The sequence below is a fragment of the Brevibacterium sp. NPDC049920 genome (assembly GCF_040656435.1).
GTDB classification, from domain to species: Bacteria; Actinomycetota; Actinomycetes; order Actinomycetales; family Brevibacteriaceae; genus Brevibacterium; species Brevibacterium pityocampae.
This window is the reverse complement of record NZ_JBFAMF010000002.1, coordinates 164,021-179,714: the sequence shown is the minus strand read 5'-3', so window position 1 is coordinate 179,714 and position 15,694 is coordinate 164,021. Positions and strand designations below refer to the sequence as shown.

Annotated in this window: 16 protein-coding genes; 8 read left to right on the top strand and 8 right to left on the bottom strand. The window is 72.9% G+C overall.

Features of this window, described 5'->3' with window-relative positions; genetic code table 11:
- Positions 1-6 precede the first annotated feature (6 nt).
- Positions 7-834 (top strand): ammonia-dependent NAD(+) synthetase, encoded by an 828-nt coding sequence (nadE, locus tag AB0I45_RS02660; RefSeq protein WP_137319875.1) that lies wholly within the window; start codon positions 7-9, stop codon positions 832-834.
- A gap of 102 nt (positions 835-936) precedes the next feature.
- Here the strand turns inward: nadE and AB0I45_RS02655 are convergent, their stop codons facing one another.
- Genes AB0I45_RS02655 through AB0I45_RS02645 form a run of 3 tightly spaced genes read right to left on the bottom strand, consistent with a single transcriptional unit; the run spans position 937 to position 2,344 of the window.
- Positions 937-1,284 (bottom strand): CrcB family protein, encoded by a 348-nt coding sequence (locus tag AB0I45_RS02655; protein ID WP_137319874.1) that lies wholly within the window; start codon positions 1,282-1,284, stop codon positions 937-939.
- On the bottom strand, positions 1,281-1,664 hold the full coding sequence (locus AB0I45_RS02650; protein WP_295687758.1) for a CrcB family protein: 384 nt from the start codon (positions 1,662-1,664) through the stop codon (positions 1,281-1,283). The genes AB0I45_RS02655 and AB0I45_RS02650 overlap by 4 nt, the downstream gene beginning before the upstream one ends.
- Positions 1,661-2,344 carry a hypothetical protein gene (locus AB0I45_RS02645; protein WP_295687761.1) on the bottom strand — a complete coding sequence of 228 codons (684 nt, stop codon included), beginning with the start codon at positions 2,342-2,344 and terminating at the stop codon, positions 1,661-1,663. The genes AB0I45_RS02650 and AB0I45_RS02645 overlap by 4 nt, the downstream gene beginning before the upstream one ends.
- Before the next feature lie 138 nt (positions 2,345-2,482).
- Between AB0I45_RS02645 and AB0I45_RS02640 the strand changes: the two genes are divergently transcribed.
- The 5 genes from AB0I45_RS02640 to holA all read left to right on the top strand — a co-directional run bounded on the left by AB0I45_RS02640 (position 2,483) and on the right by holA (position 9,036).
- Positions 2,483-3,808: a UDP-glucose/GDP-mannose dehydrogenase family protein gene (locus AB0I45_RS02640; RefSeq protein WP_295687764.1), complete on the top strand. Its 1,326-nt coding sequence runs from the start codon at positions 2,483-2,485 to the stop codon at positions 3,806-3,808.
- Positions 3,805-4,707, top strand: a complete 903-nt coding sequence (locus AB0I45_RS02635) for a DegV family protein (protein ID WP_137319870.1) — start codon at positions 3,805-3,807, stop codon at positions 4,705-4,707. The genes AB0I45_RS02640 and AB0I45_RS02635 overlap by 4 nt, the downstream gene beginning before the upstream one ends.
- A 139-nt stretch (positions 4,708-4,846) precedes the next feature.
- A complete protein-coding gene (locus AB0I45_RS02630) occupies positions 4,847-5,611 on the top strand; it encodes a ComEA family DNA-binding protein (RefSeq protein ID WP_295687768.1) in 765 nt (254 codons plus the stop codon).
- Positions 5,608-8,010, top strand: a complete 2,403-nt coding sequence (locus tag AB0I45_RS02625; protein WP_295687771.1) for a ComEC/Rec2 family competence protein — start codon at positions 5,608-5,610, stop codon at positions 8,008-8,010. Before AB0I45_RS02630 ends, AB0I45_RS02625 begins: the two co-directional genes overlap by 4 nt.
- Before the next feature lie 39 nt (positions 8,011-8,049).
- A complete protein-coding gene (gene holA / locus AB0I45_RS02620) occupies positions 8,050-9,036 on the top strand; it encodes a DNA polymerase III subunit delta (protein WP_137319867.1) in 987 nt (328 codons plus the stop codon).
- Positions 9,037-9,114: 78 nt separating this feature from the next.
- Here the strand turns inward: holA and rpsT are convergent, their stop codons facing one another.
- The 3 genes from rpsT to AB0I45_RS02605 form a co-directional block, all read right to left on the bottom strand.
- Positions 9,115-9,375, bottom strand: coding sequence for a 30S ribosomal protein S20 (rpsT, locus tag AB0I45_RS02615; RefSeq protein WP_247618769.1), 261 nt, complete (start codon positions 9,373-9,375; stop codon positions 9,115-9,117).
- A gap of 173 nt (positions 9,376-9,548) precedes the next feature.
- A complete protein-coding gene (locus AB0I45_RS02610) occupies positions 9,549-10,280 on the bottom strand; it encodes a type II toxin-antitoxin system PemK/MazF family toxin (RefSeq protein ID WP_137319865.1) in 732 nt (243 codons plus the stop codon).
- 39 nt (positions 10,281-10,319) lie between these two features.
- Positions 10,320-11,114 carry an endonuclease/exonuclease/phosphatase family protein gene (locus AB0I45_RS02605; protein ID WP_295687779.1) on the bottom strand — a complete coding sequence of 265 codons (795 nt, stop codon included), beginning with the start codon at positions 11,112-11,114 and terminating at the stop codon, positions 10,320-10,322.
- A 115-nt stretch (positions 11,115-11,229) separates the two neighbouring features.
- On the opposite strand from AB0I45_RS02605, the gene lepA reads away from it, so the two are divergent.
- A complete protein-coding gene (gene lepA, locus AB0I45_RS02600) occupies positions 11,230-13,092 on the top strand; it encodes a translation elongation factor 4 (RefSeq protein WP_137319863.1) in 1,863 nt (620 codons plus the stop codon).
- A 21-nt stretch (positions 13,093-13,113) separates the two neighbouring features.
- Here lepA and AB0I45_RS02595 read toward each other — a convergent pair whose 3' ends face one another.
- Complete coding sequence (locus AB0I45_RS02595) at positions 13,114-13,641, bottom strand: hypothetical protein (RefSeq protein WP_295687783.1); 528 nt, start codon at positions 13,639-13,641, stop codon at positions 13,114-13,116.
- 76 nt (positions 13,642-13,717) lie between these two features.
- Between AB0I45_RS02595 and hemW the strand changes: the two genes are divergently transcribed.
- Positions 13,718-14,950 (top strand): radical SAM family heme chaperone HemW, encoded by a 1,233-nt coding sequence (gene hemW, locus AB0I45_RS02590; RefSeq protein ID WP_265808798.1) that lies wholly within the window; start codon positions 13,718-13,720, stop codon positions 14,948-14,950.
- Between the two features lie 13 nt (positions 14,951-14,963).
- On the opposite strand, the gene AB0I45_RS02585 is transcribed toward hemW, so the two are convergent.
- The gene (locus AB0I45_RS02585) at positions 14,964-15,536 is read right to left on the bottom strand and encodes a DUF4870 domain-containing protein (RefSeq protein WP_137319860.1); all 573 of its coding nucleotides are present in this window, start codon (positions 15,534-15,536) and stop codon (positions 14,964-14,966) included.
- Between the last annotated feature and the right edge of the window lie 158 nt (positions 15,537-15,694).

Here is a 15,694-nt window from a genome sequence, read left to right as displayed (position 1 = left end):
GGGGGTATGAGCGCACTCTCCGACTCCATCCGACAGGCCCTGGGCGTCCAGCCCTCGATCGACCCCGCCGTGGAGGTCGAGCGGCGCGTGCAGTTCCTCGTCGAGTACTGCCTCACCGCCGGCGCCTCCGGGTTCGTGCTCGGGATCTCCGGCGGGCAAGACTCGACGCTCGCCGGGCGGCTCGCCCAGCTCGCCGCCGAGGAGCTGCGCCGCCGCCGGCACGAGGCCCGCTTCTGCGCCGTGCGCCTGCCCTACCGGGAGCAGCACGACGAGGCCGACGCCCGGACCGCGCTCGACTTCATCGGAGCCGACGAGGTGCTCACGGTGAACATCGCCGGCGGCACCGACGGCACGGCGGCGGATCTCGAGCAGGCGCTCGGCCACCCGATCAGCGACTTCAACAAGGGCAACGTCAAGGCCCGGATGCGCATGGTCGTGCAGTACGCGATCGGCGCGGAGAAGTCGCGGCTCGTCATCGGCACCGACCACGCCGCGGAAGCGGTCACCGGCTTCTACACCAAGCACGGGGACGGGGCGGCCGACATCGTGCCGCTGGCCGGTCTGACCAAGCGCCAGGGGAGGGCGCTGCTCGCCCACCTGGAGGCCCCGGAGAGCACCTATCTCAAGGCGCCCACCGCGGATCTCCTCGACGAGGCGCCGGGACAGACCGACGAGTCCTCGCTCGGGCTCACCTACGAGCAGATCGACGACTACCTCGAGGGCCGCGAGGTCGCAGCGGAGGTCGCTCAGCGGATCGAAGACCGCTACCGGTCGAGCGAGCACAAGCGGCAGATGCCGGTGGCCCCGAGCGACAGCTGGTGGATCCGGCACTGAGCTCGACGGCGCTGAGCGGGGTGGATCCGGCGCTGAGCTCGATGCCACCGACCGACCCGGCGTCGGGCCTGCCGGCCGCGGGGCACCTCGGCCACGTGCCCCTCACCACCCGCCGAGCGCGCACCCGGCCGCCGCGGCGGCGACGCTGAGCGCGAGGGTCGCCGCGCCGTAGAGCACCGCCGCGGCCCGGCGCCGCGCCAGGAGCAGACGGAGCACGTCGACGAAAGCGGTGGAGAAGGTCGTGAAGGCGCCGAGGAACCCTGCACCCGCGATGACCGGCACCGGCGCCGGATGCCCGGCGAGGACGCCGAGCAGACCGCTGCCGAGGACGTTGATGAGCAGGATCGACAGGGGCCGCCAGGCCTGCGGCAGGACCCGGGTGAGCACCGCATCGAGTTGCCAGCGGGTGAGCGCGCCCGCCGCCCCGGCGAGCCCCACGAGGACGATCATGGGCGCGGCCTGAGACGCCGGCCGGCCCACCAGCCCAGCCCCGCGCACAGCGTCCCGCCGACGGCGAACCCGGCGCCGGCGAGCAGCGCGGTCGCGGGATCCGTCCGGAGCAGTGCGATCCCGAGCGCGGAGCACGTGGTGAGCGAGCCGCACACGCCGGTCCCGGCGAACAGCCGCCAGCCGCTCGCGCGCGCCGAATCGATGCCGTGCAGGGCGCTGAGCAGGACGGCGAGGGCGAGGGTGCCGGCGCCGTTGACGAGGGCGAGCGCAGTGAGCTCGGAGACGGGGGACCCGGTGAGCGCGAACCGGCCGAGGGTGCCGAGGAGCCCGCCGGCGGCCACCGCGGCCGCGGCCGCACCGGGCGGCAGGCGCCGACTCATCCGAGGACGTCGTTCTCCAGGGCGGTGCGCTCGAAGGCCTGACGGGTGGTGAGGAAGGCATCGATCCGATGCTGCCCGGCCTCGCGCGCCTCGGCGAAGCCGCGCCAGCCGCCCTCACGCACGTCACCGGGCACCATCTCGAGCTTCCCGGCGGTGTCCTGGGTCTGCGAGTCGAGCCACTCGGTGAGCGCGGTGCCGGCCCGGTAGAGGTCCATGAAGGCGAAATGCGAGGCGGGGTTCTCGAAGCTCGCGTGCGAGAACTCGTCGAGGAACTCCCGCAGCGGGGCCACGAGTGCGGTCGGCAGAGGGCTGAAGCCGGACTCCACCCGCAGCTCCTGGACGAGGCCCGAGCCCGTGGGGAAGAGCTCCCGGATGCGCTCGGCGCGCACGGTGTCGGCCGACGGCTCGTCCTCGGCGACCGGGCTCAGGCTGACCCCGCCGATCGCCGCGTGCGCCTTTGCCAGGCGGGCGTTGAGCTGGTCGATCCGGTCCTGGGTGCGCCGCCACTCGAGGAACCACAGCACGAGCACCCCGGCGAGCACGACGACGGCGAGCAGACCGATGATCCAAGCGATCGGATGGAGAGCGGGGATGAGGAAGAGGACGAGCAGCACGACCGTCGTCCCCCCGAGCTGCAGTGCGGCGGGGGAGTTGACGAGGAAATCACCGAATCGCTTCACGCCCCCAGGGTACTCAATGCGCAGCCTGCCCACGCGCATCCGACCCGCCGGCCGGTGAGCGGTGCGGCGGCGGGTCGCTCTATGCTGGGAGGCGGCGGGCCCTGCCGCCGCGACAGCGAACACAAGGACAGGTGGAACATGAGCACGATCTCGGTCATCGGATGCGGGTACCTCGGCGCGGTCCACGCCGCGGCCATGGCGTCGCTCGGACACCGCGTGGTCGGCGTCGACGTCGACGAGGCGAAGATCGAGTCGCTCTCCGCCGCACGTGCGCCGTTCTTCGAGCCCGGCCTCGAGGAGCTGCTCGCCTCCGCGCAGAGCGACGACGCCGACGCCCCGGCCGTCCTCACCTTCACCACCGACATCGCGGCGGTTGCTGAGGCGACCGTCCACTTCGTGTGCGTGGGCACCCCGCAGCGTCGCGGCGAGTTCGCCGCCGATCTCACCTATGTCGACGCCGCCGTCGAATCGCTGCTCCCGGTCCTCAAGGCCGGGGACCTCGTCGTCGGCAAGTCGACCGTGCCGGTCGGCACCGCCGCCCGCCTCGCCGAGCTCATCCGACCCACCGGCGCCGAGCTCGCGTGGAACCCCGAGTTCCTCCGTGAGGGCCATGCGGTGGAGGACACCGTGACCCCGGACCGGCTCGTCTACGGCGTGCCCGAGGGCGCGGCCGGCGAGCAGGCGACCGCCGCGCTGGATGAGGTGTACGCGGCGACGCTCGCCGCCGGCACCCCGCGCCTCGTCGCCGACTACGCGACCGCCGAGCTCGTCAAGACCGCGGCGAACTCCTTCCTCGCCACGAAGATCTCCTTCATCAACGCGATGGCCGAGCTGTGCGAGGCCGCCGGGGCGGACGTCACGCTGCTCGCCGACGCGATCGGGATGGACGACCGGATCGGCCGCAAGTTCCTCAACGCCGGCCTCGGCTTCGGCGGCGGCTGCCTGCCCAAGGACATCCGGGCGTTCATGGCCCGGGCCGGGGAGCTCGGCGCGGACCAGGCGGTCGCGTTCCTCCGCGAGATCGACTCGATCAACATGCGCCGCCGGGTGCGCATGGTCGACCTCGCCCGCGAAGTCGTCCACGGCTCGTTCATCGGCAAGCACATCACCATCCTCGGAGCCGCCTTCAAGCCCGACTCTGACGACGTCCGGGACTCGCCGGCGCTCGCGGTCGCCGGCCTCATCAGCCTCCAGGGCGGCACCGTCACCGTCACCGACCCGCAGGCGATCGACAACGCACGCCGGATGTTCCCCGACCTCGGCTACGAGCCCGACCTCGACACGGCGCTGCGCGATGCCGACGCGGTGCTCCTCCTCACCGAATGGCCGCAGTACCGGCAGCTCGAGCCCGAGCACGCGGCGGACCTGGTGCGCGGCCGGGCGATCGTCGACGGCCGCAACGTCCTCGACCCCGTGCAGTGGCGCGCAGCCGGCTGGACGTATCGGGCGCTGGGTCGGCCATGAGCACCGCCGTCGTCGTCGACTCCACCGCCCAGCTGTCCGCCGCCCGGCGTGCGGAGCTCGAGGCGGCGCTCGGCGGTCTCTTCCGCGTCGTCGACCTCAGCGTGGAGGTGGGTGAGGAGATGCGCGCCGACGGCGGATGGTCGCCCGACGAGCTGTGCGAGCACATGCGCTCCGGCGCCCGTGTGCAGACGTCGATGCCGAGCGCGCAGGCGTTCTCCGCCGCGCTCGGCGAGCTCGCGGAGCGCGGTGCGGTCGAGGTGCTCGTCCTCACCCTGCCCGCGGTGCTCTCCGGCACGCACGGCTCGGCGGTCGCCGCTGCGGCCGAGCACCCCGAGCTCACCGTGCACCTCATCGACTCCCGCACCACCTCGGCCGGACTCGCCGGAGCGGTCGCGGTGGCCGTCGCCGGCATCGCCTCCGATCTGCCGCCGGCGGCCGTCACCGGGGAGGTCGCCGACTGGTGCGAGGCCGAGACCCGCACCTTCTTCGTCCCTGAGGATCTCGAGTACCTGCGGCGCGGCGGCCGGATCGGGCGGGCGGCCTCGCTGCTCGGGCGGGCGCTCGCGATCACCCCGGTGCTCGGGCTGCGCGAGGGCGCGGTGGTGCCGTTGGCCCGGGTGCGGACGATGGCGAAGGCCGAGGACCGGCTCGTCGCGCTCGTCGCGGAATCCTGTGCGGAGTACCGGGAGCGGGCGGCCGACGCCGCGCTCGAGGTCGTCCTCCTCCACCCCGAGTCGACCCCGGAGACCGCCGGGGCCGGGGTGCGGCGGATGCAGGAGAAGCTCGCCGCCGCGGATCTTCCCGCCGGCACCGTGGTGCGCACCGAGGTGCTCTCCACGGTGATCACCGCCCACGTGGGACCCGGCGCGCTCGGCGTCGCCGTGCAGACGCGCCCCTGACACCGGCTGAGGGTCCGGCCCGTCCTCGGGTCACAGCCCCGGCCTCGCCTGCGGTCGGTTGCGGTGGACGGCCGCGCGCTCATCCACAGGTCGTCGAGGGTCGGTGAACCGGGATGCCCGGGCACCTAGCCTCGGGCGCATGGCACCCTCACCGGACGACCGCTTCGCCCTCCTCGTCGGACGGAGCAGCACCCACGGCTGGCTGCCCGAGGACGAGGAGCCCGAGGAGGATCCCGCTCCGCGCTCCCGACCGGTGCCGGCGAAGCTCGCCGTCCTCGCCGTGCTCGGCGTCGTGCTCGCCGGGATCGTCGCCTTCGTGGTGCTGGCCCCCACGGAGGAGCCCGCGGACCTGCCGGCCGGCGAGCCGGTGGCGGCGAGCAGCACTGCCGAGTCCGGCCCGGCTGCCGCGACGAGCGCGCCGGTGGAGATCACCGTCCACGTCGTCGGCGCCGTCGCGCGCCCCGCGGTCGTGCGGCTGCCGCACGGCAGCCGGGTCGCCGACGCCCTGACCGCCGCCGGAGGCCCTACCGACGACGCCGACACGAGTGCGATCAACCTCGCCCGCGTGCTCACCGACGGCGAGCAGATCATCGTGCCCGCCCACGGCGAGAACCCACCGGGAGCCGCACCCGCGGCACCTGCTGCACCGCCTGCGGTCCCACCGGCGCCCGGCGCACCGCCGGCCGGGCCGGGTCCCGGACCGCCCGGGCAGGCGCTCGTCAACATCAACACCGCCGATGCCGCCGGCCTCGATACGCTGCCCGGCGTGGGCCCGGCCACGGCGGAGGCGATCATCACCCACCGCACCGAGAACGGGCCCTTCGCCGCCGTCGACGACCTCATCGACGTGCCGGGGATCGGAGACGCGACCCTCGCACGCCTCCGTGACCTGGTGACGGTATGAGCGCCGTGAGGACCTGGCTCCTCGAACGGGCCGCGACCGCTCGGCTCGTCCTCGCCGCGACGTGCGCCTGGGTGGCTGCCGTGGTCCCCGTGCACGGCTGGGCGCCCGTCGTCGCCGCGCTCCTGTGCACCCTGGCCGCCGCGCTGCTCCTGTTGAGGCGCGCGGTCCGCGCACGCGGCCTGCTGGCCTGGGTGCTGTCGGTGGGACTGCTCGCCGCTGCGGTGAGCGCCGGGGTGTGGACCGCGCGCACCGTCGTGCCCGATGCACCGGGGGAGTACGCCGGCGAGGCGACGGTCCTCACCGATCCCGTCACCGGGCCTTCGGGTGCGCACCGGGCCCAGCTGCGCACCGCCGCCGGTCCGGTCACCGTGATCTCCCGCGAGCCGCTCCCGCCCGCCGGCTCCCGGGTGCACGTGACCGGACGGATCGAGCCCGAGGGGGCCGCCGCGGCCCTGTTCGCGAACGGGCCGCTCACCGTCCTCGAGGAGCCGGGCCCGGCGTGGCGGCTGCGCGCAGAGGTGCGCGGCTTCCTCGCCCGCTGCGCGCTCGGTGAAGGGACGGACGGCGGAGCGGCGGCACTCGGTGGAGCCCGGGACCATGACGGGGCGGGGCTGCTGCCCGGGCTCGTCGTCGGCGACGTCGAAGGGCTCGCGCCCGGCCTCGAGGAGGACATGCGCACGGTGTCGCTCGCCCACCTCACCGCGGTGTCCGGCTCGAACATCTCCATCGTGGCCCTCGGCGTCATGTGGACGGTGCGGCGCACCGGAGCGGGACGCGGCTGGGCGATCGGGGCCGCGGTCGCCGTCACCGCCGGCTACGTGTTCGTCGTCGGACCCGAGCCGAGCGTCATCCGGGCCGCCGGGATGGGCCTCGTCGGTGCGATCGTGCTCCTGCGCGGCACCGGCACGCGGGGCCCGGCCGTCCTCGCGAGCGCCGTGATCGGGGTGATCGTGATGCGGCCCGCTCTCGCCGGGGAACCGGGCTTCCATCTCTCCGTCGCCGCCACCGCGGCCCTCGTGCTCCTCGGCCCCGGGCTCACCGAGCTGCTGCAGGCCCGGCGGGTGCCCTATCCGGTCGCCGCCGCCCTCGCGGTGCCGATCACCGCACAGATCGGGGTGACCCCGGTTCTCCTCGGAATCGGCGGCACCCTGAGCGCCTGGGCGGTCCCGGCGAACGTGCTCGCCGCCCCGCTCGTCGCACCGGCGACCCTGCTCGGGATGCTCGTCCTGGCATTCGGACTGCTCGCCGCAGCGGCCGCCGGACCCGTGCTCGCAGCCATCGAGCTGTGCGGTTCACTGCTCGCACTGCCGGCGACGGGGTGCGCGTGGTGGATCGCCAGGCTCGCCCGGGTGGGCACGGAGCTGCCCGCCGCGGTGTGGCCGTGGCCCGCCGGTGCCCTGGGGATCGTCCTGGCCGCCGGTGCCGCGCTCGGGCTCGCTCTCGCCGTCCTCCTCCGCCTCCGGGCCGGCCCCGCCATCGGCGCCGCGGTGCTCGTCCTCTGCCTGCTCGCCGGCACTCTCCTCCCGGTGGTGCACCGGCGGGTGCCGGCGGACTGGCAGGTCCTCGTCTGCGACGTCGGGCAGGGGAGCGCGACCCTCGTGCGGCTCGGAGCCGAGCAGGCCCTCCTCATCGACACCGGACCGGATTCCGCCGCCGTCGATTCCTGCCTGTCGGCGGCGGGGATCCGTGAGGTGCACCTGCTCGTCTCCCACTTCGATGCCGACCACGTCGCCGGGCACCCCGGCGTGGTGCGCGGCCGCAGCCTCACCGCGATCCAGTTCCCGGCCGGGGCCGGAGGACACCGGCGGGCCCGTGCGCTCCTCGGCGCGCACCCGGGGGTCGCCGTCACCGAGGTCGAGGCGGGTGCGCGATTCTCCGCGGGCCGGGCGAGCTGGGAGATCCTCTGGCCGCCGGCGGGGCCAGCAGGCGCGGTGACGGCAGGAGCGGGGGCAGCCAGCACGGGGGCGGCGCCGGACGGTACAGCGACCGGCGCCGGGACGGTCCGCGGGAACGGGACGGACCGGGAGAACGCAGCGGAGGACACGAATGCCTCCTCCGCGGTCGTCCTCGTCACTGTGCCCGGTCTCACCGTGCTCGTCCCCGGGGACATCGGGGAGGCCGAGCAGCGCCGGCTCGCCCGCGTCGTGCCGCCCGTCGACGTGCTGCTCGCCCCGCACCACGGTTCGAGCGATCTCAGCCCGGAGTTCTACACCGCGGCCGCACCGCGCCTGGGCGTCGTGTCGGTGGGGGAGGACAACGGCTACGGTCACCCGAGTGCCGGCAGCCTCGCGGCGTTCGGCACCGCACCCGTACTGCGCACCGACGAGTGCGGCACGCTCGCGCTCACCCCGGGCCCGCGGGTCGCGGCCGCCGGGGGAGGTGCGCGATGCCCGGTGTGAGGGAGTCCCGTGTCTGCGCCCACCGGTAGGGTGGAGCACGTGGCAGCCAAGAAGACCCTCGTGCCGTGGACCCGCGCCAAGCCGGCGCCCGTCGTCGTGATCTCCGGGGGTGAATCCGTGCTCGTGCGCAAGGCGCAGGACCGCATCGTCGCGGCCTGCCGCAAGCACAAGGACCTCGAGACCACGCACCTCGACGCCGTTCGCTACGAGGCCGGCGACCTCGCGATGGCCGCCGCGCCGTCGCTGTTCGCCACCCGCAAGCTCGTCATCGTCGACTCCGTCGCCCAGTGCGGCGACGACTTCCTCCAGGACGCACTCGCCTACGTCGGCGAGGTCAACGAGGACGCCGTCGTCCTCCTCAAGCACTCCGGCGGCAACCGCGGCTCCAAGCTCCTCACCGCGATCGACAAGGCCGGCTACCCGCGCATCGACGCACAGGTGATGAAGAGCGAATCCGACCGCCAGGACTTCGCACTCGCGGAGTTCAAGCGCGCCGAGCGGACCATCGAGCCCCCGGCCCTCGCCGCGCTCATGAGCGCGCTCGGCGCGGACCTGTCCGAGCTCAACGCCGGGATCGAGCAGCTCCTCCAGGACACTACGGGGCCGATCACCGAGGCGATGGTCGATCGCTACTACGGCGGGCGGGTCGAGGCGACCGGCTTCAAGGTCGCCGACGCCGCGGTCGCCGGCCGCTCCGCGGAGGCCCTCACGCTGCTGCGTCACGCGCTCGCCACCGGCACCGACCCGGTGCCGCTCGTCGCCGCGCTCGCGCTCAAGCTGCGCACCATGGCCCGCGTCCAGGGGGTCTCCGGCAGTCCCGGCCAGCTCGCCTCGGAGCTCAAGATGGCCCCCTGGCAGGTCGACCGCGCCCGCCGCGACCTCCGCTCCTGGAACGACCTCGCACTCGGCCAGGCGCTCCTCGCGGTCGCCCGCGCGGACGAGGAGGTCAAGGGCGCCGGCCGGGACCCGGTCTATGCCGTCGAACGGCTCGTCACCCGGGTGAGCGCGCAGGCCCGCCGGCACTGAGCCCAGTGCCCGCGGGCCCGGACATGACGAGAGCCGGCCCCCGCACTGCGGGAACCGGCTCTGCGCGTGGGATGCGGCTCAGAGACCGTTGACGAGCTTCGCGAGCTTCGACTTGCGGTTGGCTGCCGTGTTCTTGTGCAGCACGCCCTTCGACACGGCCTTGTCGAGCTTGCGCGAGGCCGCCTGGAGAGCGGTCTTCGCCTCATCGGCGTTGCCGGCCTCGACCTGCTCGCGCACGACGCGGGTGACGGACTTGACCTCGGTGCGCACCTGCTTGTTGCGCAGACGGGCCTTCTCGTTCGTCAGGTTCCGCTTGATCTGGGACTTGATGTTTGCCAACTTCGACACTCTTTCGTGTTCGTGTTCATGGATGGTCGTGAGGGCTGCCCGCCCACCGGTGGACGACATCGCGGGGAAACACGAGCGTCACTCAATGCTGAGCAGGTGTACGTCCACCCGACCAAGGTGAGACACACACCGTGGTGAACATACAGCACACCAGACTACACGGTTCAGGTGCCGGCGCGCACCTCGGACACGACGCGGGAGAACAGCTCCATCGGCATGATCGCCCCTTCGCGCCGCACGGCGTGGTCGTCGATCCGGATGACCCGATCGAGTCGCACCTCCGAGGGCCGGCCCTGGGAGTCCCAGTCGCCGCTCCCGATGTTGATCCAGCGCGACCGCCCGTCGGAGCGGACCTCGCCGACCCCGCCGGGCACATTGTCCTTGCTCGTGAGCATGAGGCCGAGCAGCCAGCGGCCCTCGTGGCCGATGATGAGCACCGGTCGGTCCTTGCCCTGCGTGTGGTCCTCCTCGTAGGGGACCCACCCCCACACGACCTCCCCGGGATCGGCGTCGCCGTCGAGGTCGGGGGCGTAGACGGGCCGGATCGGGCCGGTGTGGTCGCCCGGGTAGCCGCCGGCGGGACGCTGCGGGAAGCGCTGCCTGGGCCGGGAGCGGGGTGCCGGCTTGGCGCGGTCGAAGCCGTCGCGCGGTCCGGCGGGTGCGGGCGGGTTCGCTGCGGAGCCGGAGCGCTTCGTTCCGGCGCGGGCGCCGGTGGAGCGCGTGCGCCCGTCCGGTCGGTCGCGGTACTCCTCGAGGACCTGGGCGGGTTCGCGCCCGCCGAGCAGACCGCCGAGTGCATTGCGGGCGGCCGGGTCCCGGAGCTTGCGGGTCGCATAGCGCACGCCGCTGCGCACCCCGGCGTTGACGGCGCGCCGAGCGAGATTCTTGAAGTTCATGCGTTCCACGATACCGGGCGGGCGCAGCTCACTCCCGGCTCAGGCGGGGACGAAGTCGGCTTCGATGGGGAAATGGTCCGAGGGGTACTGCTTCCCCCGGCCGAACAGGTTGACCGCGGTGCGCACCGGACGCAGCTCGCGGGAGTGGAGGATCCAGTCGATCCGATTCCCCTCCCGCTTCGGCCCTCGGTACGCGTGGAAGGTGTTGATGTCCGCGTCCGGCGAGGGCGCCCCGGTCACGGCGTCCGCGAGCCCGCCCTCGTCGAGCAGGCGGGCGTGGATCGCCGAATCCTGTGTCACGTTGAAGTCCCCGGTGAGGATGCACGCCCGTCCGCCGGCGCCGGCGACCGCGGCGAGCAGGGCGTCGGCGGAGTGCTCTCGGGCGCGCTCGGAGCGGTGGTCGAGGTGGGTGTTGAGGAAGCGCAGGTCGGTGCCGGTGAGCAGATCGGTGCAGTCGACGACGGTGAGGGTGCGGGGAGTGCGCGCGCCCCAGGACACCGAGCCGGCGACCCGCGGCCGCTCGGACAGCCACTCGACGGAGACGTGGTCGATGCCGATCCGGCGGGAGTCGTAGATCACCGCGGTGAACTCACCGCGGTCCCCGCCCTCGCGCCCCTCGCCGAGCCATGCGTAGTGCTCCGGCAGGCCGTCGACGAGCTCGGTGAGCTGCCGGTGGACCCCCTCCTGGGAGCCGACGAGGTGCGGCGCGGACTCCCGGAGCATCGCCGCGGCGACCGGCCGGCGGCGGCGCCACGGATTCCGGTCGAGCGCCGGGTAGCGCAGGTTGTACGACATCACGGACAGCGGATCGGGTGCAGGCTCCTCGGTCGGCATGCCGCCAGTCTAGGACGGCGTCCCCGCGGCAGGCGCGGGCCCCGGTGCGAGTCGGCGCGGCGGTGCCGGTGTGGAACAATGAGTGTCCGGTCCAGAAGAAAGGGAACCCACGTCAATGGCACCTCAGGTGAGCGCGTCCGCAGTCCCCCAGATCGCGGTCGCCTCGACGCCGCCGGAGCTGATCCGCAACTTCTGCATCATCGCGCACATCGACCACGGCAAGTCGACGCTGGCCGACCGCATGCTGCAGATCACCGGCGTGGTGGAGCAGCGCGACATGCGCGCCCAGTACCTCGACCGGATGGACATCGAGCGGGAGCGCGGGATCACCATCAAGTCCCAGGCGGTGCGGATGCCCTGGGAGGTCGGCGGCACCCCGTACGCGCTCAACATGATCGACACCCCCGGCCACGTCGACTTCACCTACGAGGTGTCCCGCTCGCTCGCCGCCTGCGAGGGCGCGCTGCTGCTCGTCGACGCCGCGCAGGGGATCGAGGCGCAGACGCTGGCCAACCTCTACCTGGCGATGGAGAACGACCTCACGATCATCCCGGTGCTCAACAAGATCGACCTGCCGGCGGCGCAGCCGGAGAAGTACGCCGCGGAGCTCGCGAACCTCATCGGCTGCGAGCCGGAGGAGGTCCTGCTCGTCTCCGGGAAGACCGGTGAGGGCGTCGAGGAGGTCCTCGACCGCATCATCGAGGAGATCCCGCCGCCGCAGGGCGATGCCGACGCACCTGCCCGCGCGATGATCTTCGACTCCGTCTACGACACCTACCGCGGTGTCGTCACCTACGTCCGCGTCGTCGACGGGCAGCTCTCGCCGCGGGAGAAGATCGTGATGATGTCGACGCAGGCCACCCACGAGCTCCTCGAGATCGGCGCCTCCACCCCCGAGCCCGCCCCGAGCAAGGGCCTGGGCGTCGGCGAGGTGGGCTACCTCATCACCGGCGTCAAGGACGTCCGCCAGTCGCGCGTCGGCGACACCGTGACGGCCGCCCGGAAGCCCGCCGAGGAGGCCCTCGGCGGCTACCGGGACCCCAAGCCCATGGTGTTCTCCGGACTGTTCCCGATCGACGGCTCCGACTACCCCGTGCTGCGCGACGCGCTCGACAAGCTCAAGCTCAACGACGCCGCGCTCGTCTACGAGCCGGAGACGTCGGCCGCGCTCGGCTTCGGCTTCCGCTGCGGGTACCTCGGGCTGCTCCACCTCGAGATCGTCCGCGAGCGGCTCGAGCGCGAGTTCGACCTCGACCTCATCTCCACCGCCCCGAGCGTCGTCTACCACGTCACCATGGAGGACGGCACCGAGCACGAGGTGACCAACCCCTCGGAGTACCCCGACGGCAAGGTCCGCGAGGTGCGCGAGCCGATGGTGCGCGCCACCGTCCTCCTGCCGAGCGACTACGTCGGCGCGGTGATGGAGCTGTGCCAGTCGAAGCGCGGGCAGATGCAGGGCATGGACTACCTGTCCGAGGACCGCGTCGAGCTGCGCTACCGGATGCCGCTGGCGGAGATCGTGTTCGACTTCTTCGACCAGCTCAAGTCCCGCACCAAGGGCTACGCCTCCCTCGACTACGACATGGACGGCGAGCAGGTCGCCGACCTCGTGCGCGTCGACGTGCTCCTCCACGGGGATCCCGTCGACGCCTTCTCCTCGATCGTGCACCGCGACAAGGCGTACTCCTACGGGGTGCTCATGGCCGGCAAGCTCAAGGACCTCATCCCGCGCCAGCAGTTCGAGGTGCCGATCCAGGCCGCCGTGGGTTCGCGCATCATCGCCCGCGAGACGATCCGCGCGATCCGCAAGGACGTGCTCTCCAAGTGCTACGGCGGCGACATCAGCCGCAAGCGCAAGCTGCTCGAGAAGCAGAAGGAGGGCAAGAAGCGGATGAAGATGGTCGGCCGGGTCGAGGTGCCGCAGGAGGCCTTCATCGCCGCGCTCTCCACCGACGACTCGAAGTCCGCCAAGAAGTAGCCGCCGGCCCCGCGGCCGGTCTCAGATGCGCCCGGCGAGCTGCTGGGCGTAGGCCCAGCGGGAGTGGATCTCCGCGCGTGCCCGCGCCGAGGCGATCGGCACCGAGGACGTGTAACTCACCCCGGCGCCGGTCACCGTGACGTCGACATAGCCCGTCGTCCGCTCGTCCTTGGCGAGCAGGAACAGCAGGCTGAAGAACGTCACCACGAAGAATCCGCCGATCGCCAGCGCGATCGCCCAGCCCGGGGTGCTGCGAGTGGTCCACGTCCGGTCGGCGAGGAAGAAGCGCGCCTGGTCGAGGGGGATCGTGCCGGCCGGTGTGTGCACGCCGGTGCTCGTCACCTCGATCCCGGGGAAGTCGACGAACCGGATCTCGCGCTCGGGCGGATGCGTCGGGGAGATCGGCGCGGGGGCCGCCGGCGGGTGCTCGGACAGGCCCGCGGTGCGCCAGGTGCGCGGGGCGGATATCCCGCGGTCGTCGGCCGGCATCGGCTCTCCGGCGGGGGAGCGGTGCGGTTCGGACGACGGCGAGCTGTACGGGGCGGACATGCATTCCCTCCGGGTAGCGACGTACCCCACATCATAGGCGGCTGACCGGCCTGTGCACATGTGCCACGATGGGTGGATGCCCGCACAGCCCGAAGGGGACACCCCGCCGCTCGACGGCGCACTCCCGCCCGCAGCCGCATCCGGTGCCCGGGAGCGCTCCCTGAGCCTCTACGTCCACGTGCCCTACTGTCGGGTCCGGTGCGGCTACTGCGACTTCAACACCTACACCGCCGAGGAGCTCGGTCCCGGCGCCTCGCGCGCGGACTTCCGCGACGGCATCCGCGCCGAGCTCGACCTCTCCCTCTCCGTGCTCGACCGGGCCGAGGTGCCGCGGCGTCCGGTGGAGACGGTGTTCTTCGGCGGGGGCACCCCGACCCTGCTGCCGGCCGCCGTGCTCGCTGGGGTGCTCGCCGACATCCGGGAGCGGTTCGAGCTCGCTCCGGGCGCGGAGATCACCACCGAGGCCAATCCGGACACACTGAGCCCGAAGTACCTCTCCGAGCTCGCCGCCGCCGGCTTCACCCGCGTCTCGCTGGGCATGCAGTCCGCGGTGCCCCACGTGCTCGCCACCCTCGACCGCACCCACGACGCCCGGCGGATCCCCGAGGTCGTCGACTGGGTGCGCGCTGCGGGCCTCGACGTCAGCCTAGACCTCATCTACGGCACGCCGGGAGAATCGCTCGCCGACTGGCGGACCTCGCTCGAGGCCGCGCTCGCCTGCACCCCCGACCACATCTCCGCCTATTCGCTCATCGTCGAACCGGGCACCCGGATGGGCATGCAGGTGCGCCGCGGGGAGCTGCCGATGCCCGACGAGGACGACCTCGCCGACAAATACGAACTCGCCGACTCACTGCTCGCCGCCGCCGGCTACGACTGGTACGAGGTGAGCAACTGGGCCCGCGGCGATGAGCACCGGTGCCGTCACAACCTCGCCTACTGGCACAACGCCGATTGGTGGGGCTACGGGGCCGGGGCGCATTCGCACATCGGCGGCACCCGGTTCTGGAACGCCAAGCATCCCCGGGCCTGGGCCGATCGCCTGCGCGCCGGGCAGTCCCCGGCGATCGGACGCGAGGTGCTCGATGGGCCCACGCGCGAGATCGAGCGGATCATGCTCGCCGCCCGGATCCGCGACGGGCTCCCGCCGGACTCGCTGCCGGCAGGTGCCCGGAGCGCGGTCGCGGAGTTCGAGGCGAGCGGGCTGCTCGAGCCCGGTGCAGCCGCGCGCGGGCAGTGGCGGCCCACCCTGACCGGCCGACTGCTCGCCGATCACCTCGTGCGCGTGCTCACCGACCACCTCGACTGAGGTGAGCCGGTGATCACTTGACGAGGTCGAGGGAGAACGGGATCCGGTAGCCCTCACCCTCGTTGGCCTTGATGCAGGCGATGATCTCGAACGCCAGGAGCGCGATGAGCGGCAGGAAGCCGGCGTACATGAGGAAGAGCCCGAGCCCGAATGTCACGAGCGCGAGGACGAACCCGACGACGCTGAACACCACCAGCGCGGCGACCGTCCAGATGACATAGCTGATCTGGGCGTTGAGGGAGTGGCGCGCCTGGTCGCGGATGAAGGGCGACTCGTCCTTCTTGAGGACGTAGATGATGAGCGGGGTGATGAAGCCGGTGAGCAGCCCGCCGAGGTGGGCGAACATCCCCATCTGCCGCTCGTCGGGATCGGCGTTCCAGTAGCGGGCCGAACCCGGTCCGTACGCGCCGACCGGATGCGGGCCGCGCAGCGGGACCCCGGCGCGGGCGGACCCCGGCGGCGGGCGCATGGGCTGCTGGTACGGGGGCTGCTGGGGATGCTGCTGATACGGGCCCTGCTGAGGCTGACCGTGCTGCGGGAACTGCGGCTGGGGCGGGACGTGTCCGTGCGGGGGCGGGTATGCCATGGGGATTCCTTTCGTCTGCTCCGAGACTACGCCGCCACGGTGGGCCGGTGCCATGGGTGCCGGTTGCAGGTCCGGAACATCGGGTACGGGGCGTTAGCCGGGTCCAGGACGCACGCGCGCCCCGCTCCGGTGATCCGGTGCGGGGCGCGTGCGGGGGC